The organism is Novosphingobium sp. Sphag1I (assembly GCF_056279125.1).
Genome location: NZ_JBWBQS010000009.1, coordinates 131,180 through 157,845, shown reverse-complemented (window position 1 = coordinate 157,845; position 26,666 = coordinate 131,180). Strand labels below are relative to the sequence as shown.

Annotated in this window: 22 protein-coding genes; 14 read left to right on the top strand and 8 right to left on the bottom strand. The window is 61.6% G+C overall.

Features of this window, described 5'->3' with window-relative positions; all coding sequences use genetic code 11:
• Nucleotides 1–142 precede the first annotated feature (142 nt).
• Complete coding sequence (locus ACZ9HU_RS12425) at nucleotides 143–1,465, top strand: dihydroorotase (RefSeq protein ID WP_476105349.1); 1,323 nt, start codon at nucleotides 143–145, stop codon at nucleotides 1,463–1,465.
• Between the two features lie 257 nt (nucleotides 1,466–1,722).
• On the opposite strand, the gene ACZ9HU_RS12420 is transcribed toward ACZ9HU_RS12425, so the two are convergent.
• Nucleotides 1,723–2,697 (bottom strand): cation diffusion facilitator family transporter, encoded by a 975-nt coding sequence (locus ACZ9HU_RS12420; RefSeq protein ID WP_476105346.1) that lies wholly within the window; start codon nucleotides 2,695–2,697, stop codon nucleotides 1,723–1,725.
• Nucleotides 2,698–3,023: 326 nt separating this feature from the next.
• Between ACZ9HU_RS12420 and ACZ9HU_RS12415 the strand changes: the two genes are divergently transcribed.
• Nucleotides 3,024–5,576 carry a TonB-dependent receptor gene (locus ACZ9HU_RS12415; RefSeq protein ID WP_476105343.1) on the top strand — a complete coding sequence of 851 codons (2,553 nt, stop codon included), beginning with the start codon at nucleotides 3,024–3,026 and terminating at the stop codon, nucleotides 5,574–5,576.
• A gap of 336 nt (nucleotides 5,577–5,912) precedes the next feature.
• Here the strand turns inward: ACZ9HU_RS12415 and mtgA are convergent, their stop codons facing one another.
• From mtgA to ACZ9HU_RS12395, 4 genes are all read right to left on the bottom strand, one after another.
• A complete protein-coding gene (gene mtgA, locus ACZ9HU_RS12410; RefSeq protein WP_476105341.1) occupies nucleotides 5,913–6,638 on the bottom strand; it encodes a monofunctional biosynthetic peptidoglycan transglycosylase in 726 nt (241 codons plus the stop codon).
• Nucleotides 6,639–6,781: 143 nt separating this feature from the next.
• A complete protein-coding gene (locus tag ACZ9HU_RS12405; protein ID WP_476105340.1) occupies nucleotides 6,782–8,236 on the bottom strand; it encodes a UbiA family prenyltransferase in 1,455 nt (484 codons plus the stop codon).
• A complete protein-coding gene (locus tag ACZ9HU_RS12400) occupies nucleotides 8,226–9,473 on the bottom strand; it encodes a hypothetical protein (RefSeq protein ID WP_476105339.1) in 1,248 nt (415 codons plus the stop codon). Before ACZ9HU_RS12400 ends, ACZ9HU_RS12405 begins: the two co-directional genes overlap by 11 nt.
• The gene (locus tag ACZ9HU_RS12395; RefSeq protein ID WP_476105338.1) at nucleotides 9,473–9,832 is read right to left on the bottom strand and encodes a DMT family transporter; all 360 of its coding nucleotides are present in this window, start codon (nucleotides 9,830–9,832) and stop codon (nucleotides 9,473–9,475) included. The genes ACZ9HU_RS12400 and ACZ9HU_RS12395 overlap by 1 nt, the downstream gene beginning before the upstream one ends.
• Before the next feature lie 314 nt (nucleotides 9,833–10,146).
• Here ACZ9HU_RS12395 and ACZ9HU_RS12390 point away from each other — a divergent pair, with 314 nt between their 5' ends.
• The 7 genes from ACZ9HU_RS12390 (at nucleotide 10,147) to ACZ9HU_RS12360 (ending at nucleotide 17,994) form a co-directional block, all read left to right on the top strand.
• Nucleotides 10,147–10,560 carry a protocatechuate 4,5-dioxygenase subunit alpha gene (locus ACZ9HU_RS12390; protein WP_476105337.1) on the top strand — a complete coding sequence of 138 codons (414 nt, stop codon included), beginning with the start codon at nucleotides 10,147–10,149 and terminating at the stop codon, nucleotides 10,558–10,560.
• On the top strand, nucleotides 10,553–11,395 hold the full coding sequence (locus tag ACZ9HU_RS12385) for a class III extradiol dioxygenase family protein (RefSeq protein ID WP_476105335.1): 843 nt from the start codon (nucleotides 10,553–10,555) through the stop codon (nucleotides 11,393–11,395). The genes ACZ9HU_RS12390 and ACZ9HU_RS12385 overlap by 8 nt, the downstream gene beginning before the upstream one ends.
• Nucleotides 11,396–11,570: 175 nt before the next feature.
• Complete coding sequence (locus tag ACZ9HU_RS12380; protein ID WP_476105334.1) at nucleotides 11,571–13,709, top strand: PQQ-dependent dehydrogenase, methanol/ethanol family; 2,139 nt, start codon at nucleotides 11,571–11,573, stop codon at nucleotides 13,707–13,709.
• 128 nt (nucleotides 13,710–13,837) lie between these two features.
• Complete coding sequence (locus tag ACZ9HU_RS12375; RefSeq protein WP_476105333.1) at nucleotides 13,838–14,710, top strand: amidohydrolase family protein; 873 nt, start codon at nucleotides 13,838–13,840, stop codon at nucleotides 14,708–14,710.
• A gap of 28 nt (nucleotides 14,711–14,738) precedes the next feature.
• Nucleotides 14,739–15,515, top strand: a complete 777-nt coding sequence (locus tag ACZ9HU_RS12370; RefSeq protein ID WP_476105332.1) for a glutathione S-transferase family protein — start codon at nucleotides 14,739–14,741, stop codon at nucleotides 15,513–15,515.
• 132 nt (nucleotides 15,516–15,647) lie between these two features.
• On the top strand, nucleotides 15,648–17,054 hold the full coding sequence (gene ligM / locus ACZ9HU_RS12365) for a vanillate/3-O-methylgallate O-demethylase (protein WP_476105331.1): 1,407 nt from the start codon (nucleotides 15,648–15,650) through the stop codon (nucleotides 17,052–17,054).
• A 274-nt stretch (nucleotides 17,055–17,328) separates the two neighbouring features.
• Complete coding sequence (locus ACZ9HU_RS12360) at nucleotides 17,329–17,994, top strand: alpha/beta hydrolase (protein WP_476105328.1); 666 nt, start codon at nucleotides 17,329–17,331, stop codon at nucleotides 17,992–17,994.
• Here ACZ9HU_RS12360 and ACZ9HU_RS12355 read toward each other — a convergent pair.
• Together ACZ9HU_RS12355 and ACZ9HU_RS12350 are read right to left on the bottom strand one after the other, a co-directional pair.
• Nucleotides 17,991–18,386, bottom strand: coding sequence for a VOC family protein (locus tag ACZ9HU_RS12355; RefSeq protein WP_476105327.1), 396 nt, complete (start codon nucleotides 18,384–18,386; stop codon nucleotides 17,991–17,993). The genes ACZ9HU_RS12360 and ACZ9HU_RS12355 overlap by 4 nt on opposite strands.
• The gene (locus ACZ9HU_RS12350) at nucleotides 18,383–19,285 is read right to left on the bottom strand and encodes an SDR family NAD(P)-dependent oxidoreductase (protein WP_476105326.1); all 903 of its coding nucleotides are present in this window, start codon (nucleotides 19,283–19,285) and stop codon (nucleotides 18,383–18,385) included. Before ACZ9HU_RS12350 ends, ACZ9HU_RS12355 begins: the two co-directional genes overlap by 4 nt.
• Before the next feature lie 164 nt (nucleotides 19,286–19,449).
• Here ACZ9HU_RS12350 and ACZ9HU_RS12345 point away from each other — a divergent pair, with 164 nt between their 5' ends.
• The 5 genes from ACZ9HU_RS12345 to ACZ9HU_RS12325 all read left to right on the top strand — a co-directional run bounded on the left by ACZ9HU_RS12345 (nucleotide 19,450) and on the right by ACZ9HU_RS12325 (nucleotide 24,727).
• A complete protein-coding gene (locus ACZ9HU_RS12345) occupies nucleotides 19,450–20,853 on the top strand; it encodes an MFS transporter (RefSeq protein WP_476105324.1) in 1,404 nt (467 codons plus the stop codon).
• Entirely contained in the window at nucleotides 20,850–22,277 is a 1,428-nt protein-coding gene (locus tag ACZ9HU_RS12340; protein WP_476105323.1) for an NAD-dependent succinate-semialdehyde dehydrogenase, read from the top strand. The genes ACZ9HU_RS12345 and ACZ9HU_RS12340 overlap by 4 nt, the downstream gene beginning before the upstream one ends.
• 127 nt (nucleotides 22,278–22,404) lie before the next feature.
• Nucleotides 22,405–23,073 carry a DUF2490 domain-containing protein gene (locus ACZ9HU_RS12335; protein WP_476105322.1) on the top strand — a complete coding sequence of 223 codons (669 nt, stop codon included), beginning with the start codon at nucleotides 22,405–22,407 and terminating at the stop codon, nucleotides 23,071–23,073.
• Nucleotides 23,074–23,110: 37 nt separating this feature from the next.
• Entirely contained in the window at nucleotides 23,111–24,175 is a 1,065-nt protein-coding gene (locus tag ACZ9HU_RS12330) for an amidohydrolase family protein (RefSeq protein ID WP_476105320.1), read from the top strand.
• Between the two features lie 48 nt (nucleotides 24,176–24,223).
• Nucleotides 24,224–24,727, top strand: coding sequence for a MarR family winged helix-turn-helix transcriptional regulator (locus tag ACZ9HU_RS12325; protein ID WP_476105318.1), 504 nt, complete (start codon nucleotides 24,224–24,226; stop codon nucleotides 24,725–24,727).
• Nucleotides 24,728–24,960: 233 nt separating this feature from the next.
• Here the strand turns inward: ACZ9HU_RS12325 and ACZ9HU_RS12320 are convergent, their stop codons facing one another.
• Nucleotides 24,961–26,658, bottom strand: a complete 1,698-nt coding sequence (locus ACZ9HU_RS12320) for an acyl-CoA dehydrogenase family protein (RefSeq protein WP_476105316.1) — start codon at nucleotides 26,656–26,658, stop codon at nucleotides 24,961–24,963.
• Nucleotides 26,659–26,666: the final 8 nt, after the last annotated feature.

The following is a 26,666-nucleotide window of genomic DNA, read 5'->3' as shown; positions in this document are numbered from 1 at the left end:
CGTTCAAGTTAAAATTCAGAGGCTGCGTCCGATACGTGCGGCTGAACCTATCGCGCAACGCCGACAGTCACGGGAGCGCGAGGGGCGAGTCCCTCGCATCTAAACCTTCATCTTCCCTCTAACCTGTGGCAAAGCGCGATGCATGACTCAAGCACCAGACCTTGTCCTCACCGGTGGCACTGTCCACACTCCCTCTGGCCCCGCGCAGGTTGATGTTGCCGTCCGTGATGGCAAAATCATCGGCATCGGCAGTTTTCCCGATGCGGCGCGCCGGATTGATTGCACCGGATTGGATGTATTGCCCGGCGTGATCGATTCGCAGGTCCATTTCCGCGAACCGGGGCTGGAATATAAGGAAGATCTGGAAAGCGGCAGCCGCTGTGCCGTGATGGGCGGGATTACCGCCGTGTTTGAAATGCCCAACACCAATCCCAACACCGATTCGGTGATGCGCGTGCATGACAAGCTGGAGCGCGCGCACCATCGCATGTGGTGTGACCACGCATTCTATGTCGGCGCGACGGCGGCCAATGCGCCCGATCTGGCCGAGCTGGAGCGCATTCCCGGCACGGCGGGTGTCAAGATTTTCATGGGTGCCAGTACCGGCAGCCTGCTGGTCGCGCATGATGAGGAACTGGCCCGCGTTCTGGCCCATGGCACGCGGCGCGTGGCCATCCACGCCGAGGACGAGGACCGCATGAATGCGCGCAAGGATCTGCGCGTTGAAGGCGATGCATCATCGCACCCCGTATGGCGCGATGATGAAAGCGCGATGCTGGCGACCAGGCGCATCCTGAAGCTGGCGCGCGAGGCGCGTCGTCCGATCCACATCCTGCATGTGACCACGCCCGCCGAACTCGAACTGATCAGCCAGCACCGCGACATCGCCTCGTGTGAGGTCACGCCCCAGCATCTGACCTTGCGCGGCGAGGAAGCCTATCCGCGTCTTGGCACCTATGCCCAGATGAACCCGCCGATCCGCAGCGGCGCGCATGTCGACGGCCTGTGGCACTGGTTGCAGCAGGGCGTGCCCGATGTGATCGGTTCCGACCATGCGCCCCACACGATCGAGGAAAAGAGCAAGCCCTATCCGGCCAGCCCCAGCGGCATGCCGGGCGTGCAGACGCTGCTCCCGCTGATGTTGGACCATGTGCTGAATGGCCGCATGACGCTGGCCCGCCTGATCGATATGACCAGCGCGGGTGTGCAGCGCATCTTTGGGCTGCAATCCAAGGGCCGCATTGCGGTCGGCTATGACGCGGACTTCACCGTCGTCGACCTCAAGGGCCAGTTCACGATCACCGAAGATTGGCTCCAGAGCCGTTGCGGCTGGTCGCCCTATACCGGCATGGAACTGAAGGGCCGCGTCCTTGGCACGATCATCCGTGGCCATCAGGTCATGTGGGAAGCCCAGTTGGCCGATAGCGCTGTGGGTGAGCCGCTCAAGTTTGCAGGGGCGTTGTAAAGGGGAGTTGATGCCTCCGGCGGGCAAAGGGCGACGGCCCTTTGCAATCCCGATACTGTCGATGTTGTGCGCCGGGTTCGGCCTTGGTGTCTAACGCGATTTTTGAATACTAAAGCCTGCGGCGCTGATCAGCGTAAGTTCGCCGCGCCGCAGGCTTTCAAAACATGGCGATAAACACAGCGTAGCCTTTCTGGCACCACCCCCTAACGGGATTGCAAAGGGCCGCCGTCCTTTGCCCGCCGGAGGCAAATGCCTCCTTAAACCACCTCATCCGAATGCAACGCGCACTGATGCCCACCATCGGTTTCGATCTGGATGGTGGCGTGGCCGATGCCAAAGTCATGTTCCATTTCATGCGCCAATTCGTGCAGGAACGCGTCGCCCGGATGGCCTGCGGGCATGATGATATGGGCGGTCATGGCGGTATCGGTGGTGCTGATCGGCCATACGTGGAGGTCGTGGAGCGCGCTTACGCCGGGCTGGGCCAGGATGAAGGCCCGCAGCTTTTCCTCATTCACCGAGGCGGGGACGGCCAGCAGGCCCATCTGCACGGATTCTTTCAGCATCGACCAACTGCCCAGCGCGATCATCAGCGTGATGGCAAGGCTGGTGATCGGATCGATCCAGTTCCACGCGGTGAAATGGATGGCCAGACCGGCCAGAACCACGCCCGCCGACACCGCCGCGTCGGCCAGCAGATGCTGAAACGCCGCGCGCAGGTTGAGGTCATCCTTGCTGCCGCGGGCAAAGAGCATGGCCGACAGGCCGTTTACCGCAATACCGGCTGCGGCCACGACCATCATCAGGCCTGCCTGCGCAGGTTCGGGCGAGGCGAATTTTTGCAGTGTTTCGATCAGGATCGCGCCCAGCGCCACCCACAGCAATGCCGCATTGGCAAGCGCGGCCAGAATCGAGGCGCTCTTCATCCCATAGGTAAAGCGGCGTGATGGCGCCCGCGCGCTTAATCGCGCCGCACCCCAAGCCAGCAAAAGTGACAGGACATCCGACAGATTGTGCCCGGCATCGGCCAGCAACGCGGTGGAATGACCGATGACACCAGCCGCCGTTTCTATCAATACAAACAGAATGTTGAGCGAGGTGGCAATGGCAAAGGCCGAACCATGCGGCGTACCGTGCCCATGGTGGTGTCCGTGGTGATGCCCATGATGACCGCCGGCATGTGATTCGCCATGGTCGTGGTGGTGATGGTTGTGATGATGGCCGATGCCCATGGTTTTTCCTGATCTGCTGCGTTGCACAAATGTCGCACTGTGATCCAATTCGCAACAGCAGAATTTCCGCGCCAAATGTAGATTCCGCGCATTTTTCGTCAAGACTGCAACAAAGTTACATTGGTGTCAGTTGGGGGTGAAACAATCTTACGCTGTCACGCGTAATCCTGTCTCACGTCCCGATGTGTGTCAAAATTACGTCATAAACTGCTGTTTAGAAGCCACTCAAACATCGGTAGGTGTTTTGCATCCGAGTGTTTCCGGCCCCCTGAGGCGGGAGGCATTTCGGCCTTTTGAAACAATTCCGTCATGCAGGGGCATTCAGCATGCGCTTTATTAAAAACTCGGCTCTGGCCGTCAGCTCTTTCGCGATCGCAGCAGCCGTTGCTTCGCCCGCCTTCGCACAGTCGACCGGCGCGGTCGATTTCGAAAACACCATCGTTGTGACCGGCACCAAGGCCAAGGCGATCAATGGCGTTGATATTCCCGCCACGCCCAAGGCCAAGCAGGTTCTGGATCAGAGCTTCATTTCGAAGAACACCCCCGGTCAGTCGATCAACAGCGTGATCAACATGGTGCCCGGCGTTGTGTTTTTCAACGCCGACCCGTTCGGTTCGTCGGGCGGCACGATGTACATCCGCGGTTTCGACAGCAGCCGTATCTCGCAGACCTTTGACGGTATGCCGCTGAACGACACGGGCAACTATGCCCTGTATTCGAACCAGCAGCTTGACTCCGAACTGATCGAACAGGTCAACGTGAACCTTGGTTCGACCGACGTCGACAGCCCCACGGCTGCCGCTTCGGGTTCGACCGTCAACTATCGTTCGCGCGATCCGCTCAAGACGCCGCAGGTGCTGGGCGTGGGTTCGCTGGGCGACTTTGGCTTCAAGCGTCTGTTCGCCTCGGTCGACACGGGTGAAATCACCAAGTCGGGCCTGTCGGCATGGTTTGCCGGCAGCGTCAGCTCGAACCGCTTTATCGCCAACACCGGCGGCGGCGTGAAGAAGCAGCAGCTCAACTTTAAGGTGAAGCAGCCGCTGGGTGACAATGGCGACTTTATCTCGCTGGCCGGTCACTTCAACTTCAACCGCAACACGTTTGCGCCTTCGATGTCGATCCGCACGCTCAATTCAAACAGCCTGCCGGTGAACAGCTCCAGCACGGGCCGCGCGGCCCTGAACTGGGACGAGGCCAAGTACAGCATCAATTGTGCCGACACGACCAGCTCGACAGCATCGTCCACCGGCTATGGCGCGTTTGAATGCCGCTACAACCCCTCGCGCACGGCCAACCTGCGCATGAATTCGCGCTTTGCCCTGAGCGACACGCTGACGCTGACCATTGACCCCAGCTTCCAGTACACCAAGGCCAATGGCGGCGGTGTAGGTACGCTGAGCGAAGCCAGCCCCACGTCTGGCGCAACAGCGGGCATGGTTGGCCTGGTAGGCGGCCGCTATTACGCCGGTCGCGATGTTAACGGCGACGGTATTATTTCTGACGGAACGGTTGGTAAGCCTCTGATCCTGATGGGCAACGCCAACGAAACCGAAACCAACCGTATCGGCCTGATGACCTCGTTGCGTTGGAAGATCAGCCCGACCAACACGGTCCGCGTGGGTTATTCGTATGACCGCGGTCGCCACAAGCAGACCGGCGAAATCACGTTCCTGAATCCCCAGACGGGCTATTACAACACCTACTTCCCGATCGATCTGGCCATCACCGACAAGTATGGCAATGCGATCCAGCGCCGCAACCGCATGTCCTATGCGATCCTGCATCAGGTGTCGGGCGAATATAACGGCAAGTTCTTCGACGGTAAGCTCGACGTTCTGGCCGGTATCCGCGCGCCGTTCTTCAAGCGTAACCTGACGACCTTCTGCTTTGCCACCAATGGCACCGGCGGTTACGATTGCCCCAGCCCGCAGGATCAGGCCGCCTATGCCGCCGCCAACCCCGCCTTTGGCGTGCCGCAGAACCGCAATTTCAACTATAACAAGGTTCTGCCCAACGTAGGCTTCACGCTGGCGCTGGCGCAGGGCACCTCGCTCTATGCCAACTACTCGAAGGGTCTGCAGGTTCCGGGTACGGACACGCTGTACAACTCGTTCTTCTATGCCGTGAATTCGGCCAGCGGCAGCCCGAAGGCGGAAACCTCGGATAACTTTGACGTGGGTCTGCGCTTCCGTTCGGGCCGTATCAGCGCCTCGCTGGGCGGTTGGTACACGATGTTCTACAACAAGATCTCGCAGGTCTATGACCAGAACACGCAGGTCTCGCTCTACACCAACCTGGGCAAGGTGGAAAAGTATGGCGTTGACGCCACCGTGACCTGGAAGGCCGACGACCACTTCTCGGTCTATGCCTTTGGTTCGTGGAACAAGTCGCGCATCCTTGATAACATCATCAATGGCGCAACGGCTGGGACGACGACCGCCAGCGACGGTACCGTCTATCTGATCAACTCGGGCGGGGCGTCGTACATCCCGGCAGCCGGCAAGCGTGAAGCAGGCGTTCCGGTCTATACCGCCGGCGCCAACTTCGAAGCTAACTTTGATCCGATCAGCTTTATGGTGACGGTCAAGAACACCGGCAAGCGCTACTACAACATGGCCAACCTGCCGGTTTACAGCAGCGGCGTTCGCGTCAATGACGCCGCGGCGCCTGCCTATACCACGGTTGACCTGAACGCCCGCATCAAGCTGGCTCCCTTCGGCCTGAAGTCGGACAAGAGCTTTGTTCAGCTGAACCTGGTGAACATGTTCAACAAGTTCTACATCGGCGGCTTCACCGGTCAGAACGGTGCAACCTCGGTTCCGACCATGTACCTGCCCGTTCCCCGCACGTTCATGGCGACGCTCAGCCTCGCTTATTGATCGTAGCCGGATGGCTTGAAAAGAAAGGGCGCTCCGGTTCGGGGCGCCCTTTTTCGTTGCGGGGTGATGGGGGTGTTTGCCTCCGGCGGGCAAAGGGCGGGGGCCCTTTGCAATCCCTTTACTGTCGATGTTGCGCAGCCGGTTCGGCCTTGGGTGTCGGGCGCGATGTTCGGATTTTAAAGCCTGCGGCGCTGATCAGCGTGAGTTTGCCGCGCCGCAGGCTTTCAAAACATGGCGATAGACCCAGCGTAGCCTTTCTGGCGCCAGCCCATATCGGGATTGCAAAGGGACAAGTCCCTTTGCCCGCCGGAGGCATCAAACCGCCCCCCACAAACCTCACTGATAAATACAATCATCCTGATCATTGCGGCGCACCACCCCGGACCGCTTGGCGATGGTGTTGCCATGGCGGCGGGTAAAGCCGGTGGCGCCCACGACCGCGCGCTTTTTGGGGCTGGGCAGGGCGGCGGCGATGCGGGCGGCCTCGATTTGCGTGAGGCGCGCGGCGGAGTGGCGGAAGTAGCGTTGTGCGCCTGCTTCGACGCCATAGGTGCCGATGCCGGTTTCCGCGACGTTGAGGTACACTTCCATGATCCGCCGCTTGGGCCACAGGTTCTCGATCAGCACGGTGAACCAGGTTTCCAGACCTTTGCGGATATAGCGGGTGATGCCGCTGCCCTGCCACAGGAAGGTGTTTTTGGCGGTCTGTTGGCTGATGGTTGAACCGCCGCGCAACTTGCTGCCATCGCCCGCCAGATTGCGTTCGAGCGCATATTCGATGCCCGCCCCGTCAAAGCCGTGGTGGACGCAAAAGCGCGAATCCTCGCCCGCGATGACCGCGTCCACCATTTTGCGGTCGATGCGCGAGAGGGGCGTCCACGATTTTTCGAAACCGTTTTTGTCGAACAGCATGGTCAACGTGACCGGCGGCGGCACCACGCGATAGATCAGCGTCATGGCCACAGACAGGCCGACAAACCACAAGATGGCCATGGCCAGATACCAGCCAAGGCGAAAACGTAAGGAGCGATCCGCTTTGGGGCGGGCGAAGAAGCTTGCCATGGCGGCAGTTTAACGAGGGAAGGGGCCGCCCTCAAGCCGCCCCTTAAAGCGTTTTCCGATCATTCGGGATCGGAAAATGCGACTAGCCCGCGCGGCGCTTGAGCGTCGCTTTTCCGTTCGCGTCAGCTTGAACGGAAATCGCTCTAAGCAATCCCGAGCTGCGGCAGCCAGTGCCCGATGGCGGTGAATTTCGCCGCGATCAGTATAGCGCCCAGCACGCCGGCAACAGCCATGCTCTTGGCATCGGTAATGGCAAAGGCCACAGGGTCGCTGTCCACCTGTCCCCGGCGGCCCATCATCCAGATCCGGTTGAGCCAGTAGAGCAGCGGCAAAGGCAGCAGCCAGAGCAATTGCGGCGTGGCATAGGTGCCGGTCTTGCCCATCGCCTCGGCAAACAGGACCATGACCAGGATCGAGACCATGCCGGCGGCCAGCCCGCTGATCGCGACGATTTCCGTGTCGGAGCGGGTATAGCCGCGCCCGGACAGCAATTCGTCGGGCTCACGCGCGCTGCTGCGCAATTCGACATAGCGCTTGAGGTAGCCGAGGCTGAGGAAGAAAAAGACGCTGAACAGCAGCAGCCACGATGACACCGGCACTGCAATCGCCGCCGCCCCCGCGATGATGCGGATCGTATAGAGGCATGCCAGCGTCAAAACGTCGGCAATCATCGCCGCTTTCAATCGCATCGAATAGGCCAGCGTCAGGCCGAAATAGGTCGCCATGGCGGAGAAACTGGGCACGCCCAATTGCCACGCCAGAGCAAGCCCCGCCACCGCGAAAGCCACACAAGCCACCAGCGCCAGCGGGATCGGCAGCGCGCCGCTGGCCAACGGGCGGTGGCGCTTTTTGGCATGGGCGCGGTCGCTTTCGATATCGAGCAGGTCGTTGAGCAGATAGACCGAGGAGGCGATCAGGCTCATCGCGGCAAAGGCGAGGAGCGATTGGGCAATCGCCGAAGGATTGGCCAGCAGGCCCGACGAAGCCAGCGGCACAAAGACCAGCGCGTTCTTGGCCCATTGATGCGGGCGTGCGGCCTTGATCAGCGCGCGCAAACGGCTGCGCGGGGCGGCGATGCGTTCTTCATGCGCCATGCCGGTGGGGGCCTCGACGGTATAGGCGATGCGGGCCTGTTGCCAGATGCTGCGGTCGGCGCTGCAATCGCCGACATAGTCGAAGGGTTGATTGCCCAAAGCATCGCGGATCGCGGACAGCTTGGCCCCGCCCTTGGCATTGCGGCGCGCACCGCTGGCGATGACGTCGTCAAACAGGCCCAGATGGTTGGCCACCCGGCGGGCGTTGCGCCAATGGGCGGCGCTGGCCAGAATGACGCGGCGGCGCTGACGGCGGGCGTGGGCGATCAATTCGATCACTTCGGGCCGATAATTAAGCGTGGCCGGATTGACCGGCGCGCGGCGGGCCAGCAGGCTTTTCAACCGCGCGCGTCCCCGGATCATCGCCCAAAGCACGGTCAGCATGGCGACAAACCCGCGCTTGGCCTGTGTTACGCAGGCCTCCATCGCCAGATCGCCCGTGATCAGCGTGCGGTCCAGATCGACCACCAGAACGGTGTCATCGGTGATGCGTTCATGCAGCATGCGCGCTCTCCTTGCGAGGCAGGCGATGGGTGATGATTTCCGACAGCGCCGCCGAGGCCATGATGATCAGCAAAGGCATGATCGGGTCGCGATAACGCTCGATAATATAGGCGAGGCTGTGCAGGGCCCAGAAGCCGCTGATCGCACCCAGCAGCACAATCTGGCGCGGGCGGGTGATGCCGGGCAGGATGATGCACAGCGCGGCCAGCGTGATGAACAGCAGATATTGCACCACCTCGAACAGGCGGACGTAAGTGACCGCGGGCGAGAGCGCGAAATCATTGGAGTCGGGCAAATTGGGCGCCCAGAAAGCGGCCAGTTTGACGCCGGCCAGTCGCATGACCTGCGCCGGGTTTTGCCCCATCCATTCGCGCGCCATCGCGCCCAAGGCGGCACTGGCCCCCGCTTCGCCCAGGTGGTCGCGCATGGCGTGCCATTGCGGGCCGACGGGCGTGGCGGCGATCGAGATGAAGCGGCCCGTCGCGGCGGGGTTGTTGCCGATATAGAGGTTAAAGCCGGTGTTGGTGGACAGGGTCGGCTTGCCCAGCATCGCCTGGGTCGCCATGCCCCAGGGGGCCAGAACCAGCGCGGCGCCCGCGCCCATGGCCAAGGCGGGGGCCAGCATCCGGCGCGGCGATTTGCCCAGCGCCGTCGCGATCAGCGGCGCGGCAATCAACGGCAGCGCCGAGGAACCGGCCAGCACAGCCGCGCCCCATGTCGCCCCCGCCGCCGCCGCCAGAGGCAGGCTGAAGGGCGAGCGCAGCAAACGCAGCGCCAGCCACATCACGCCCAGCAACAGCGGCGTCGAGAGGTTTTCCCGCGCCACCATCGTGCAATTCCAGATCCCCGGCAGCCACAGCGCATAGCCCAGCAGCGCCAGCTTGCGCCCCAGATCGCCCAAACCAGCCTGCGCCGCGACCATCACCACCAACATGCCCGCCACCAGCGCAAGGGCAAGGTTGACGCCAAAGGCCACCTGCGCGCTGGCCCCGAACAGGGCGAAGAAGGGCGTCAGCACCAGCGGATAGCCGATGGAATAAAACGCATGTTGCCCCAGATTATCGACCGGCCACCCGCCATCGGCCATCGTCTGGGCCAATGTGAAATAGGCCAGACCATCGCTTTGCAGCGGTTGGGGCAGGGCGAAATGCGCCGCCAGTCGGATCGTCAACACCAGCAAGAGCAGCGAGTTGATCGAGAGCGCAGGCGCGCGGGCCGGGGCGGGAGTGGCGGCCATTATGCGATGCTCCTTGACACACAGACGCAGCCCAGCGCGATCAGCAAGGTGCCCGCGATGCGGATGGGGCTGATGCTCTCGCCCAGAGCAAGAACGCCCAGCGCCATGGTCAGGATGAAGCCGAGGCCGACAAAGGGGTAGGCCGCGCTGAGCGGCAGGCGGGCAAGGACATAAAGCCACAGGATTGCCCCCAGCCCATAAAGCCCGAAACCGGCCACCACCCATGGCGATTGAAGGAAGGCGATGCCCGCCCCGGCACCAGCCGCGCGCACCTGTCCCACGCCCATTTTGAGCAGCAGTTGCGCCACAGCGGACATGGCCACGCTGGTCATGATCAGCATCAAAAGGGCCGGTTGCATCGAATCCTCCTTCGGTATTGGCCGGGTATCTCGCGAAAACCCTTGGCTAGGAAGCTCGGTAACCATCCCGATTGCCCCCGTGTGCCGGAATGAGACGAAGCCGCGCGGGAGGTTAATTTTCAAAGGGGCGTCAGCAGGTTGTGGGTAAAAGAATTTCGCAAAATTTATACCCCGTCCTGCATCCGAATGCGCGCAATTCTGCGGTTGGCGACGTGGCTTGATCAGGATCAAAGAGCGGCGACAAATTGTAAGTGATGCACACGAAGTCAGCCGATCAACCGGATCGGCATCCGACATGTTCTGGAGAGAATGTGATGTCTGGACCCCATGATCAGGGCGCGCCGATACCCGGCACCCATCTGTTCGATGGCGATGCGGCGGCCAAGGGCTTTGCGCTGAACGCCATGTGCTATTCCTTTAACGAGGCTGCCAACCGTCAGGCCTTCCTTGATGACGAGGAAGCCTATTGCGCGAAATTCAACCTGACCCCGGCCCAGCGTGAGGCCGTGGCGGCACGCAGCGTGCTGGGCATGATCGCGGCGGGCGGCAACATCTACTATCTTGCCAAGCTGGCCGGGATTTTCGGGCTGAACGTGCAGGACGTCGGATCGATGCAGACCGGCGTTTCGGTCGACCGTTTCAAGGCCATGCTGATGGCGCAGGGCGAAGGTCAATCATATGAAGAGGCGCATGACGCCATGATCGAAAAGGAGAAGGTCCATGGCTGAAATCGTCGGCGCCTATTTCACCAGCCACGTTCCCGCGATCGGCGGGGCCATCCACAAGGGGCTGCAACAGGAACCCTATTGGAAGCCGTTCTTCGACGGTTATCAAAAGGTCCACGAATGGCTGGCACAGGTAAAGCCTGATGTCGCCATTGTGTTTAACAATGACCATGGGCTCAACTTCTTCCTGGACAAGATGCCCACTTTTGCCGTGGGCGCGGCGGCGGAATATCACAATGCCGATGAAGGCTGGGGCTTGCCTCTGTACAAGCCCTTTGCGGGCCACACCGAATTGAGCTGGCACATCATCAATTCTCTGGTCGAGGATGAGTTCGACATTACCACCTGTCAAAAGATGCTGGTGGATCATGCGCTCTCGATCCCGTTTGAACTGGCTTGGCCCGATGTTGCGGCATGGCCGGTCAAGATCGTCCCTTTTGCCATCAACACGGTGCAGCACCCGCTGCCCTCGGCCAAGCGTTGCCTTGCGCTGGGTCAGGCGGTGAACAAGGCGTTGGAAAGCTGGACCGGGGATGAGCGGATCGTCATCATCGGCACGGGCGGCCTGTCGCACCAATTGGACGGCGAGCGTGCCGGTTTCATCAACCGCGACTATGACACGTTCTGCATGGACAATCTGTCGGTCGATCCGGCGGCATTGACGAAGGATTCGATCCACGAGATGGTGCGTAAGGCGGGGACGCAGGGGGTCGAAGTGCTCAACTGGATCGCCGCGCGCGGGGCCTTGGGCGTGGAACCTGCAACCGAGATCCACCGCAATTATCACATCCCCATTTCGAACACGGCGGCCGCCACCATGCTGATGGAACCGGCCTGAAATCAAATGCCTGCCCCGGCCCCGCCTTCCCTTTCCGTCAACATCGGCGGCGCATGGGGGCGGGGCCGATTGCTTTCAATTGTTAGCTTTTCTCCCCCTTGACCGCCCCTCTAAAAACCGTAAGCATTGCATACAGTCGAGACGCCGCGAAGACGCAGGCGCCGAAGGAGAGGTTATGCAAGCGCAAGCAAAGTCAGGGGCGAAACACGCCCTGTGTCTGGGTGGTCTGTTGGCGGGGGCCGCCGCATTGGCGCTGTCGGGCGTCGCCACCGGGGCGGGCAAGGAAAAATTTGCCGTCAATGCCGCCGCCATCGCCGCATCGGGCGACAGGGGGGACAATTGGCTCAGCCACGGCCGGACCTATGACGAGCAGCGCTTCAGCCCTCTGAAGCAGATCAATGCTGGAAATGTGAATCAGCTTGGGCTGGCATGGTATGCCGATCTCGACACCACGCGCGGTCAGGAAGCCACGCCGCTGGTGATCGACGGGGTTATCTATACGACGACGGCATGGTCAAAGGCCAAGGCGTATAATGCGCTGACGGGCAAGCTGATTTGGGAATATGACCCCAAGGTTCCGGGCGAAACCGCGGTCAAGGCGTGTTGCGATGTGGTCAATCGCGGCATGGGCGCGTGGGGCGACAAGCTGTTCTATGGCACGCTGGACGGGCGGCTGATCGCGCTGGGCCGCACCACCGGGCGTTTGTTGTGGTCGACGGTGACGGTGGACCGGACCAAGCCCTATACGATCACGGGCGCGCCGCGCGTTATCAACGGCGTGGTCATCATCGGCAATGGCGGCGCGGAAATGGGCGTGCGCGGGTTTGTCGCGGGCTATGACGTCAACACCGGCAAGCAACTCTGGAAATTCTATACCGTTCCCGATCAGCCGGGCAAGAACAAGGAAGCCTATCTCAAGCGCGCCGAGGCGACGTGGAAGGGCGAGTGGTGGAAGCTGGGCGGGGGCGGCACGGTCTGGGATTCGATGGCCTATGACCCCGCGCTCGACCTGCTCTATATCGGCGTGGGCAATGGGTCGCCGTGGAACCAGTCTTATCGCTCGCCGGGCGGGGGGGATAATCTCTATCTCTCCTCCATCGTCGCGGTGCGGCCCAAGACCGGCCAATATGTATGGCATTTTCAGGAAACGCCGGGTGAGACATGGGATTTCACCGCCACCCAGCACATCGTTCTGGCCGATCTGATGATCGACGGGCGGATGCGCAAAGTGTTGATGCACGCGCCCAAGAATGGCTTTTTCTATGTGGTCGACCGCCAGACCGGACAGTTCATCAAGGGCAAGAATTTCGTGCCGATGAATTGGGCCACCGGACTTGATCCCAAGACCGGCCGCCCGATCGAAAATCCAGAGGCGCGGTTCGACAAGACGGGCAAACCTTTCGTCTCGATGCCCGGCGCGGGCGGGGCGCACAGCTGGCAGCCGATGGCCTATGATCCCCGACAAAAGCTGATGTTCATCCCGGCCAATATCGCGGCCTTTCCCTATGTGCCCGAGGAAAAGTGGAAGGCGGCCAAATATGGTTTCAACAATGGTTTGAACCAAGGCGCCGCCGCCATGCCCGCCAACAATGACGTGCGCGAAGTGGCCAAGGCGGCCACGCGCGGCGCGCTGATCGCGTGGGATCCGGTGACGCAGACCGAAAAGTGGCGCGTGGATTATCCCGGCCCGTCGAACGGCGGGTTGTTGGCGACGGCGGGCGATCTGCTGTTTCAGGGCACGGCCAAGGGCGATTTCGTCGCCTATTCCTCGCTGGACGGCAAGAAGCTGTGGTCTTTTGATGCGCAGACCGGCGTGATTGCCGCGCCCGTCACCTTTACCGTCAAGGGTCAGCAATATGTGGCCGTGATGGCGGGCTGGGGCGGGATCTGGCCGCTGGCCACGGGCGCGCTGGCTTGGAAATCGGGGCCGGTGCGCAATATCAGCCGGTTGCTGGTGTTCAAGATGGGCGGCAAGGCGCAATTGCCCGCCAAGCCAGACCCCAATTTCGGCCCGCTCGACCCTCCGGCCCAGACCGCCAGCAAAGAAGTGGTGGCCAAGGGTGCCTATACGTTCGGGCGTTTCTGCGGCGTGTGCCATGGCGATGCGGCCATTGGCGGGGGCGTGGTCCCCGACCTGCGCCACAGCGCGGCGCTGGGCAGCCCGGAGACATGGCAGGCGATTGTGCATGACGGCGCGCTGAAAGCCAATGGCATGATCGGTTGGTCCAAACAGTTGAGCCGCGAGGAGATCGATGCCATCCGCCATTATGTCATTGCGCGTGCGCATGAGGATAAGGCGCTGGGCGAGAAATAGGCGGTCGACCGAAGGCGCGTGAACGTCTTAATGCTGCGTCGTGCCGAACCCATGACGCCACAAAACCAGTAACGGGAGCGCGAGGGTTTAGGCCCTCGCATCCTTCCCCCTGACATCTTGGATAAACCATGCCCATCGACCTTACCAAAATCCGAGCCATCGATGTGCATGTGCATGCCGAAGTATCGTGCCACGACCCGGAAGACCCGGTGATGGGCCAGTTTTTCGACGCGGCCAGCGCTTATTTCAAGGCCCCGCGTGAACGGCCCAAGATGCCCGAGATTGTCGAGATCTATCGCGAGGCGCAGATTGCCTTTTGCCTGTTTACGGTCGATTGCGAGAGCCATATCGGGGCCAAGCGGGTTTCCAATTTCGAGATCGCCGAATTTGCCGCCAAGCATGATGACATCTGCATCCCCTTTGCCAGCATCGACCCGCACAAGGGCCGCATGGGGGCGCGGGAGGCGCGCGATCTGGTGGAGAATTGCGGGGTCAAGGGTTTCAAATTCCACCATATCATGCAGGGCTGCGCGCCCGCAGACCAGATGGCCTATCCGATTTACGAGATCATCAACCACTATAAATTGCCCGCGATTTTCCACACCGGCCATTCGGGCATGGGCACGGGGATGCGCGGCGGCGGGGGCGTGCGGCTGAAATATGGTCAGCCGATGCTGGTCGATGATGTGGCGGTCGATTTTCCCGATATGAAGATCATTCTGGCCCATCCGTCCTGGCCATGGGTGGATGAGAGCCTGTCGATGGCGCTGCACAAAACCAATGTTTACATCGATCTGTCGGGCTGGAGCCCCAAATATTTCGCGCCCCAGATCATCCAGTACGCCAACACGCAACTGCGCAAGAAGATGCTGTTCGGCAGCGATTTCCCGCTGATCCACCCGGATAAGTGGCTGGACGCGGCGCGCGGCGTCGGATTCCGCGAGGACATCCTGCCGGGCATCATGAAGGATAATGCGGCGCGCCTGCTCGGTTTGATCTGAGAGGAAGACGCCAGAGAAGGAGAGAGCGATGGCGTTGAAATATTACCATGCCGAACCGGCGGCCAATTCCCTCAAATCCATGATTCCCCTGATCGAAAAGGGGCTGGATTGGGAAAGCGTCTATGTCGATCTGCACAAGTTCGAGCAGCATCAGCCGTGGTTCACCGCCATCAACCCCGAGGGTCAGGTGCCAGTGCTCGACCATGACGGCGCGATCATCACCCACACCACGGTCATCAACGAATATCTCGAAGACGTTTTCCCCCACGATCAGCCCGACAGCGGCCCGCTGCGCCCGCGCGATCCGGTGGCGGCGGCGCGGATGCGTTATTGGAACAAGTTCGTGGACGAGCATGTGATGAATTTTGTTTCGATGCACGGCTGGCACCGGATGGTGGGCATCATTGCGCGCAACATCGAATCGGGCGAGTTTGAGAAATTGCTTGAAAGCATCCCCTTGCCCGATCAGCGCAAGAAATGGGCCACGGCGCGCAGCGGTTTTTCGCAAAGCGATCTGGCCAATGCCACCGCGAAAATCGAATATGCGGTGGACAAGGTTGAGTGCCAACTGGGCGAGACAGCCTGGATCGCCGGGGATGCCTACACCTTGGCCGACATCAATTTTTACAGCCATTGCGGAATGATGGTCGAACGCATGTTTCCGGATATGGAAATTGCCAAGCGTTGTCCGCGTTTGGTGGAATGGCGTGACCGGATGACGGCGCGCCCGGCGGTGGCGCGGGCCTTGGCGGGAGAGGATCGCACGGCGCCGGGGCTTCGCACCTGGACAGGCCACGCTCGATAATCGGACAATTGTTGCGCAACATCCCACAACAGAGATCGTTTGCGGCATACACAATTTCGTTTGTGTAGCTTACAAAATTTGCTATGCCAAAGGGGCAAGAGCAAACAAACCTTTTAGGAGAGAGGAACCACCATGGCCGCTCAAAATCTTGAACAGGTGCTGGCTGGCACCGACAATATCGTTGACATGCTGCGCAATTCGCAGCTTGGCGCCTATGTCTATCCCGTGGTCGCCCCGGAATTTTCCAACTGGCGTTCGGAACAGTGGGCATGGCAGCATTCGGCTGTTCTGTTCGATCAGTCGCACCACATGGTGAACCTCTATATCCGTGGCAAGGACGCGCACAAGCTGCTGTCCGACACGATGATCAACAGCTCGAAGGGCTGGACCGTCAACAAGGCGAAGCAATACGTTCCGACCACGCCCTATGGCCATGTGATCGGCGACGGCATCATCTTCTGGGAAGAAGAGCAGAGCTTCACCTATGTCGGCCGTGCGCCCGCTTCGAACTGGCTGCGCTATCACGCTGCGACCGGCGGCTATGACGTCGAAATCGAGCTGGACGACCGTTCGCCGATGCGCCCGATGGGCAAGCCGGTGACGCGCAAGGAATGGCGCTTCCAGATTCAGGGCCCGCAGGCTTGGAACGTGATCGAAAAGCTGCATGGCGGTCCGCTCGAACAGCTCAAGTTCTTCAACATGTCCACGATGAACATCGCGGGCAAGACCGTGCGCACGCTGCGCCACGGTATGTCGGGCGCGCCGGGCCTTGAAATCTGGGGCCCCTATGCCGAGCAGGAAGAAATCCGCGCCGCCATCCTCGAAGCGGGCAAGGAATTCGGCCTGATCGCTTGCGGCAGCCGCGCCTATCCGTCGAACACACTGGAATCGGGCTGGATTCCCTCGCCGCTGCCCGCGATCTACACCGGCGAAAAGATGAAGGGTTTCCGCGAATGGCTGGGCGCCGATTCGTATGAAGCCACCGGTTCGATCGGCGGTTCGTTCGTTTCGGACAATATCGAGGACTATTACCTCAACCCGTGGGAACTGGGCTATGGCTCGTTCGTCAAGTTTGACCACGAGTTCCACGGCCGCGAGGCGCTGGAAAAGCTGAACCCCGCCGAGCAGCGCAAGAAGGTGACGCTGGCCTGGCATCCGGAAGACATGGCCAAGATCATGGCATCCATGTTCAACCCGGACGGTGAAGCCTACAAGTTCTTCGACGTGCCGCTGGCCAACTATGCCTCGTCGAACTACGACCGCGTGGTGGATGCCGATGGTAAGACCGTGGGCCTCTCGATGTTCACCGGCTTCTCGTATAACGAAAAGCAGGCGCTCTCGTTGGCCACCATCGACCCGGCCATCCCCGTCGGCACCGAGCTGCATGTGGTATGGGGCGAAGAAAACGGCGGCACCCGCAAGACCACCGTCGAACCCCACAAGCAGCTTTCGGTGCGTTGCATCGTCTCGCCGGTGCCCTACAGCCGCGTGGCGCGTGAAAACTATGCCGAAGGCTGGCGTACGACGGTTACGGCCTGATTTGGCCGTTTGATGCCTCCGGCGGGCAAAGGGACTCGGTCCCTTTGCAATCCCATGAATGGGGTTGTGGGTTGTTCGTCGGGGGACTAATATTTTAAAGCCTGCGGCGCGGCAGCCTTGTGCTGAAAGGCGCCGCAGGCTTTAATTCTGCGACGTTGCGTTCTTGGCACCTTGGCCGAGCCTTTAGCGCAACAAAGACAGTAACGGGAGCGCGAGGGACGAGTCCCTCGCATCCTTCCTTTCCAAATAAAAACAGAACCGGAGAGCCCCCACAATGACCGACTATGTTCTGGTGCATGGCGCATGGGCCGGCGGTTGGTCGCATCAGGGACTGGCGGCGGATCTGCGCGCGGCGGGCCACCGGGCGGTGGTGGTGGAACTGCGCGGCCTTGGAGAGCGTCGCGGCGAATTGCATCCCGGCATTACCCTTTCGGATCACATCGACGATGTCTGCGCGGCCGTGGAACAGGCTGGTTTTGACCGTTTCGTGCTGGTCGGCCATTCCTATGGCGGCATGGTGATTACCGGCACGGCCACGCGACTGGGCGGGCGGATCGACACGATGGCCTATCTCGATGCGTTTTTGCCCGAGGATGGCCAGTCGCTCTGGGACATTACCAGCGAGTATGAGCATCGCCACTATATCGACACGCAGAAATTCACCCCCGGCCTTGTCGCACCGATCATCGGCGAGGAGGGGCGCAAGCTCTCGCGCCATCCGCTGCTGACGATGCTGGAAGGCGTGCGTTTCACCGGCGAGGAAGCCAAGATTGCGCGCCGCATCTATGTGCTGGCCACAGGCTGGAAGCCTTCACCTTTCCCCAAATTTGCCGCCCGCGTCAAAGATGATGCCGCATGGGAATATCACGAGGCCGATTGCGGCCATGACGTGATGAATGGCCAGCGCGAGCAGGTGGTAAAGATCCTGCTGGGGGCCTAATCACCAAAGAAATTCAATTCAAACAGGACCTCATTGGGATCGCGAACAAAGATCTGGCGCAGGCCAATCGCCGCGACGAAATTGCGTTGATAATCGCAATTCGCCGCCTCCAGCCTTGCGGCCATCGCATCATGGCCTCGGCAGCTTAGCGCCACATGATGCAGCGCGCCCGTAGGCCCCGGCGCCACATCGCGGTCATAGGCGCGCGGCGCATCCAGACTGTTGAGATGGATCACCGCGCGGCCCGATGCATCATACATCCATTGCCCGGTATGCGGCGTCAACGGCGGCGGCCCGTCGCGCCGCTCCAGCCCAAAGACCTGCGCGTAAAACCGGGCGGACCCGTCCAGATCCGCCGTGATGATGTTCACATGGTCAAGAGCGATGATCATACCGCCTTCCGTGCTGCTTCGCGGGCTTCTTTATACCGCTCGCGCCGGAATTTTTCGAATCCGATGCGCTGTTCAAAACCCGGATCGGCGGGATAGTCGGGGAAATCGGCCAGATATTCCTCGAACAATTCGGCCACTTCCTCGCGGAATTCGGGGTGGCTGAAGATATAGGCGCGATTGTCCTCCATGCCCTCGATCACGCGGGCGGCGATCACGTCGGGTTCCATCCCGGCCTGATGCGCGCCGGCCAGCCTTTCGACGGCGGCATGATCGACGGGTTTGGCGCCCTCCATCAACGCGGCGGGGCGTACATCGTCGCTGGCATAGATATAGGATTTGACGAGGCCCGGACACAGGATCGACACGCCAATGCCATGTTTGGCCAGACTGTAGCGCAAAGATTCTGACATGCCGCGCACCGCGAATTTGGTGGTGTTGTAAATCCCCGGCGCGCCTGCGGCCAGCCACCCGGCCATGCTGGCGGTGTTGACGATATAGCCTCCGTTCCCCGCCGCGATCATGCGCGGTACAAATGTCATCACGCCATTGATGACCCCATGCAGGTTTACCCCCATCACCCAGTCCCAATCGGACCAGCTTGAATCCTCGATGGTTTGAAACAGGTTGATGCCCGCATTGTTGAACAAGAGCGAGACGGGGCCAAAGCGCGCCTCGACCTCATCGGCGGCGGCGGCCATCGCCTCGCGGCTCGATACATCGACCTGCACGCCCATGACCTCGGCATTGTCCAGTGTGGCGAGCGCCGATGCGATGGATTCCTCACGAATATCGGCAATCGCCACCCGGCATCCCCGCGCCAGCAGCGCCCGCACCAGCCCCAGCCCCACACCATTCGCGCCGCCGGTAACAAAGGCGGTGCGTCCCGCAAAATCAATCATCGCTTACATCCTCTCGCCCACGCAATTTTTATCGCGTCCATGCCGATTGGGGCTTGCCAAGCGGCGCGCTATGTTTTGTATCTAACACATACAAAACATGCGCTGTAAAGATCCAGCGCGAAAACGCCCTCCGCCAATCGGGGGCAGGCACGGGAGAGGTGCATATGGCAGTTTCGATGAGCGGGCCGGATATGGCCGCCGAACTCAATCATGGTGTGGATGCGGGCGAAGCGTCTGCGCATCATCTGGCCGTGGCCGCGCGCGATGAACCATGGCCCAGCGCGGGTGCGGCTTGGTTCGCGCTGGGCGTCATCATCTTTGCCACGTTTCTGAACTTCTTCGACTCGGCGGCCTTTGGCCTGCTGATCGAACAGATCAAGGCCGAGTTCGGCCTGTCGAACACCGCCATCGGCCTGTTGCAGGGGCCGGTGAATGTCGTGTTCTATATGGTGGTGATGCTGCCGCTTTCACGCTGCGCCGACATTTTTCCGCGCAAATATGTGCTGGCCATCGGCGCATTGTTGATCGCGCTGCTCAACGCGGCGGGCGGGTTTACCAGCACTTTTGCCGCTCTGGCCTTTACCCGGATGCTGGTGGGCGCGGGCGGCGGGGCGCATGCGCCGGGGTCCTATTCGATGCTGGCCGATTTCTTTCCGCCCGAAAAGCGGCGCTGGCCTTTCGCTGTCCTGCAACTGGGCTTTATCGGGGGCAGCACGATCGGGCTGGTGATTGCGGGCAAATTGCTCGCGTTGGCGATGAGCCTGCCCGAAACGCCTTTCATGGGCACGACCTTGCATGGGTGGAAATATGTGCTGATGATGCTGGCGCTGCCGGGCGTTTTGGCCTGTGCGCTGCTGCTGATGGTGCCCGAACCTCCGCGCCGGGGCGTGATCGAAGGGGGCAAGCCTCTGCCGATCCGCGCGGTCATGTCGGAAATCTGGCGCCGCCGCGCGGTCTATGGGCCGTTGTTCCTGGGGCTGGGCTTTTCGGCGGCGCACGCGATGGCGGCCCCTGCGTGGATGGTGCCCTTTTACAAGCGCACCTATGGCTGGACCGAGATGGAAATTGCCAGCCGTGCGCCGATGTTCATGCTGGCCGGGCAAATTGCCGGACTGCTCTTGGGGCCGATGCTGATCAAATTGCTGGCGCGGCGGTATCGGGATGCCAATGTGCGCGCCGTCACCATCTGTTTCAGCCTTGCCGCCCCCTTGGCCATCATCGGTCCGATGATGCCCAGCCCATGGCTGGCGCTGACCTGTTCGATGCTGTCGGGCATGTTGGGCATCGCATCGGCCGTACCGCAAAATCTGGTCATTCAGGAAATCACCCCCAACCAAATGCGCGGACAGGTGACGGGCCTTTATCTGATGATGTTCACCGCCGTGGGCGCGGTCGGGCCGTTCATGATCGGCTTTTTCACCGACCATGTGTTTGGCCATGACGCCGATGTGTGGAAATCTCTGGTGCTTTCCGGGGTGTTGCTCAGCCCTGCGGCGGCTTACATCATCAGCCGCGCGATCCGGCCCTATGCCGACGCGCTGGCTCTGCTCGACAAGGAAACGCAATGACTTATCCTGAACTCTCCATGGTGATCGGCGGCGAGAAGGTGGGTATTGCCCACCGTCGCACCCATGATGTGCTGAACCCGGCCACAGGCGCGGTGATCGGGAAATTGCCTTTGGCCGACGCCGCCGATCTCGACCGCGCGCTGGCCGTGGCCGACGAAGGTTTCAGGATCTGGCGCAAGTCAACGCCGATGCAGCGCGCGGCGGTTCTGGCAGGTGCCGCGGGCCTTCTGGTTCAGCGTCAGGAAGAAATCGCCCGCGCCGCCACGTTGGAGCAGGGCAAGACCATCGCCGAAACCCGCATCGAGGTGATGATGGTGGCGGGCCTGTTCAATTTCTATGCGGGCGAGACGCAGCGCGTCTATGGCCGCACCCTGCCGCGCCCGGATGGCATGCGTTCGACCGTGACCTATGAGCCGGTCGGCCCGGTGGCGGCCTTTGCGCCGTGGAATTTCCCCATCGGCAATCCGGGGCGCAAATTGGGCGCGCCGATTGCCGCAGGTTGCAGCGTGATCATGAAACCGGCCGAAGAAACCCCGGCCTCGGCGCTGGCCGTGCTTCAGGCCTTGCTTGACGCGGGCCTGCCCCCGCAGGTGGCGCAGGTGGTGTTTGGCGTGCCTGATGAGGTGAGCCGTCATCTGCTGGCCAGCCCGGTCATCCGCAAATTGTCCTTCACCGGATCGACGGTGGTGGGCAAACATCTGGCGAAACTGGCGGCGGACAATTGCATCCGCACGACGATGGAACTGGGCGGGCATGGGCCGGTGCTGGTCTTTGCCGATGCGGATATTGACCGCGTTCTGGATATTGCCGTGGGCCACAAATATCGCAACGCCGGGCAAGTCTGCGTCAGCCCCACGCGCTTCCTTGTCGAGGAAAGCGTGTTCGAACGCTTCCGCGATGGCTTTGTCGCGCGCGCCAAGGCGATCACCGTGGGCGACGGCATGGACGAGGGCAATCGCATGGGGCCGATGGCCAATGCCCGCCGCCCCGAAGCGATCGAGGCTTTGGTCAAGGATGCGGTGGCTGCGGGCGCCAAGCTGAACGCCGGTGGCAAGCGGATCGGCAATCAGGGCTTCTTCTTTGAACCCACTGTGATTTCGCAGGTGCCCTTGACGGCGCGCATCATGAATGAAGAACCCTTCGGCCCTGTCGCCATCATCAACCCGATGTCGGGCGAGGAGGCGATGATCGCGGAGGCCAACCGGCTGCCCTATGGTCTGGCCGCCTATTGCTGGACACAGGATGCGGCGCGGCAAAAGCGTCTGGCGCGTGAACTGGAGGCTGGGATGGTGGGGATCAACACGGTGGCCATCGGCGCGGCGGATTCGCCTTTTGGCGGGGTCAAATGGTCGGGCCACGGCGCCGAGGACGGGCCGGAAGGTCTGGCTGCGTGTCTGGTCACCAAGGCCGTCCACGAAGGATAGTAGCCCTTTGTCATGGTCCAGCAACAGTTGAGCAAAATCCGCGCGGTAATCGGCATGAGCCTGCGCCATGCCGCCGCCAAGAGGGGAGGGGGCTGTAAAGGCCTCCCCCTTTCTGCGAGATTTTGCCATGAAGCGTCTGTTGCTGTCCTTGCCCTTGTTGATGGTGGCGCCTGTTGCCCATGCCGCCGAAGAGGATGCGCAGACATGGGCCGCCGTGCATGGGATGGTGGGCCTTGGCGGGCGCGCCGTTGTCAATTTCGACTATCAGGCGCGCATTACCGACACCCACAGCCGCGCAGGGCAAATCCTGCTGCGTCAGGCCATCGGCTATCGCATCAATCCCAAGACCAGCGTGTTTGGCGGCTATGCCTATGTCCGCACCGACAATCTGGGGGCCAAGGTGCTGGACGAACACCGCCTGTTTCAACAGGCCAATTTCAGCATTCTGGACGCGGGCAAGAGCGGTGTGATCACCGGGCGCACCCGTATCGAGGAACGCTTTGTCGAGGGTTCGGGCGAGGTGGGCTGGCGCATGCGTCAACAGATCCGCGGGGCGCTGCCCATCGGCAAGGGATTTGCTTTGGTGGCGACGGCCGAACCGTTCTTTGCCTTCAACAAGACCACATGGGGCCAGAAAGCGGGTTTCGACCAATTGCGTCTGTTTGGCGGTCTGGCCGTGCCGGTGGCGCGCGGCTTTGCCATCGAAACCGGATATATGGGCCAATATATTGCGCGCGACGCGCGGGCCGACCGGATGAATCACATTATCAGCCTGGCACTCACCATCAATCGCTAACAATCGCCGGGCTGTCGGGAAAGAGGAACAGCCCAGCATGAGTGACTATCTCCACCCTCTGCGGACCGGGGGCGAACGCGGATACTTGCGTATCGCCACCGAGGAAGCCTTTGCCACGCGCGAGCAGGTCGATGTGTTTCTGCGCATGATCCGCGACGGCACGGCGGACAAGGGCATGGTCAGCCTTTGGGGCTTTTACGCGCAAAGCCCTTCGCCGCGCGCGACAGAGATCATGGAACGACTGGTCGATCTGGGCGAGCGGCGGATTGCCGATATGGATGCGACCGGGATCGATGTGGCCATTCTGGCGCTGACCAGTCCGGGGGTGCAGCCGATCCTGGACGTCGAAGAAGCCAAGGGTGTGGCGCGGCGGTCCAATGAATTGCTGGCCGATGCCTGTGCGAAATATCCAACGCGTTTTGTCGGCATGACGGCGGTGGCACCGCAGGACCCGGAATGGTCGGCTGATGAAATCCGTCGCGGTGCGCGCGAATGGGGCTTCAAAGGGTGCCAGATCAACAGCCATACGCAGGGACACTATCTGGACGAGCCGCAATTCGATCCGATCTTCCGCGCCTTGGTCGAGGTGGATCAGCCGCTTTATATCCACCCCGCCACCTTGCCCGACAGCATGATCGGCCCGGTGCTGGAGGCTGGGCTGGACGGGGCGGTCTTCGGCTTTGGGGTGGAAACGGGGATGCATCTGCTGCGTCTCATCACCACCGGCATTTTTGACCGTTATCCCACGCTGCAAATCATGGTGGGCCATATGGGAGAGGCGCTGCCCTACTGGCTCTATCGTCTGGATTACATGCATCAGGCGGGCGTGCGGTCAAAGCGGTATGAACGCCTGAAACCGCTGAACAAGACCATTGCCGAATATATGCGCAGCAACGTCCTGATCACCAATTCGGGCATGGCATGGGAACCGGCCATCAAATTCGCGCAGGAAGTGATGGGCGAGGATCGCGTGATGTATGCGATGGACTATCCCTATCAGTACGAAGCGCGCGAAGTGGTGGCGATGGACAATATGGCCATGCCCTTTGCCACAAAGAAGAAGTTCTTTGAGGATAACGCGCGGCGCTGGTTCAAACTGTGACCTTGGGGGCCTTGCGTAAATCGCAAGGCCCCGTCACTGATGCGACATGTGGGCAGTTCAGGGGGCAAGCGCAGCGGCATGGCAAAAGGCAAGGAAACGCTGGTGATAACCACCCCGCCGGGGGAGGATGCCGACGATATTGGCGAAATCCGCGATATTGTGGGCTTTCACCTGCGGCTTGCCCATGGCGCGGTCTATCGCCACTTTACCGAAACCTTTGCCGAACTGGACCTGACGCAGAAACAGGTGTCGGTGCTGTGGCTGGTCGATGATCACCCCGGTATTGCGCAAACCGGCCTTGCCCAGCGGATGCGCATGGATCGGGCCACGACCATGGCCATCGTCAATCGGCTTGAGGCGCGCGACCTGTTGCAGCGCGGCAAGTCGGACACCGACGGGCGCAAGCAGACGCTGAACCTGACGCCGGATGGCAAGGCGATGCTGGCCACGGCCAAAGAAGCCATTCGCGCGCATGAGGAATGGTTGAAATCGCGATATACGCCTCGCGAAGTGGCGGTGTTGATTGAGCTGCTGACGCGGTTGCATGAGTGAGGAAGGGTTAAGATGCGAGGGTCTAGACCCTCGCGCTCCCGTTACTGTCCGTGTTGCGCGTATGGTTCGGCGGTTGTTGTCGGGCGCGCCGTTTGAAATTTAAAGCCTGCGGCGCGGATTACACTGACCTATCCGCGCCGCAGGCTTTCAAACATAGGGGCGAATGCATCGCCGCTATACCCCATTAACGGGATTGCAAAGGGCCGCCGCCCTTTGCCCGCCGGAGGCAAACTTCAAACCTCCACCATCACCTCAAACCCGGCAATCCGCTCGGATGCCATCAACACCTGCGCCGCCGCCAAGGCCGCGCGCGGTGCAATATCGCCCAGTGCATAGCGCCCCGCCGCCGCCAATTGGCGCGACAAAGGATCGCCCCCTTCCGCCGCGATCAGGCGCGCCGCGATCCACCCGGTGGCCACAATCCCCGCCAGCGTCAGGAAGGACGTAGAGCCTGCTTCGGCCACCGCCGGATCGGCGGCGATCAGCGCATCGGCGGTGGCGGTGAAGGTGGAGAGCGCCTCGTTGAAACCGGCGTGGTCGATGCGGGCGGCATCCTCTTGGGCGGCCTGCAAAAACGCATGGTATCCCGCCGCGCCCGGTGCGCGCAGGCGGCGCAGGGTGATGTCCTGTGCCTGCATGCCTGTGGTGCCTTCAAACACGGTGAGGACGCGGGCATCGCGCAAGCCCTGCTCGACCGGCCATTCGCGGGTGTATCCTGCGCCGCCCAGCACCTGTATCGCGTCCGATGCCACGCCAAAGCCCGTCTCGCCGCCCAGCGTTTTAACGATGGGCAACAGCCACCCGGCCAGCGCCTCATTATGCGCCCGCACCGCCGCATCATCGGTAAAGCGCGCCAGATCGGCGGCATTGGCCGTGGCAAAGATCAGCCCGCGCAAAGGTTCAACCCGCGCCGAGAGCGAGAGCAATTGCGCACGCACATCGGCATGGTCATGGATGGTGACGGGCTGCGCCCCATTGCCGCCCTGCCGCCGCTCTGCCGCATAGCCATAGGCGATTTCGGTGGCGCGGCTGGCCACGGCAAGGCCCATGACTCCGGTGGCCAAACGCATATTGGTAATCATCACAAAAAGCTGCGGCAAGCCGCGCCCCGCCTGACCCAACAGATAGGCGGGCGCCCCTTCAAAGCCCATGACGCAGGTGGGCGAGGCATGGAGGCCCAGCTTCTCCTCAATGCGGCGCACCACGATGGGCGCGCGCGTCCCATGTTCGACGGAGGGGACGAGGAACAGGCTGATCGGATCCTTGGGGCTGGGGGCCTGTCCCTCCGGCGCGGTCTTGGCCAGCAGGAGATGGGCGATGGCGCCGGTCAGATCCTGATCGCCAAAGCTGATCCAGCATTTTTCGCCGGTGATCCGCCATGATCCGTCGGGCTGCTGTTCGCCCCGCGTGCGCAGGCGGCGGACATCGCTGCCTGCATCGGGTTCGGAAATACAGATGGTCGCGCCGATGGTGCCATCAATCAGCCCCGGCAACCATGCCTCGCGCACATCATCATCGGCAAAGGCGTGGATCAATCGCGCACCCGCCCGGCTGGGCACGGGCATCATGCCAAAGGCGGGGCAATGGCGGTCCATCATTTCCTGCACCGCATTGCCCAGCGCTGTGGGCAATCCCATCCCGCCAATTTCCGGCGAGGCGTCGAGCATCAGCCACCCGCCTTCGCAAAATTCGGTCCATGCGGCCTTGTGTTCGGGCACGGTGATCACGCGGCCATCGACCAATTTGCACCCGGTCACATCGGCCGCCGCATTCAGGGGGGCAAGGCGTTCGGTGGCAAACCGGCCCGCCGAGGCAAGCACTTCGGCGATCATATCCTCGCTGGCCTGCGCACAGGATTCGCTGGTGGCCAAAAGAGCGTCCCAGCCGGGGCTGATGGCCAGATGGCGCGCGATGGTGGCGGTGATATCCATGCATCCCT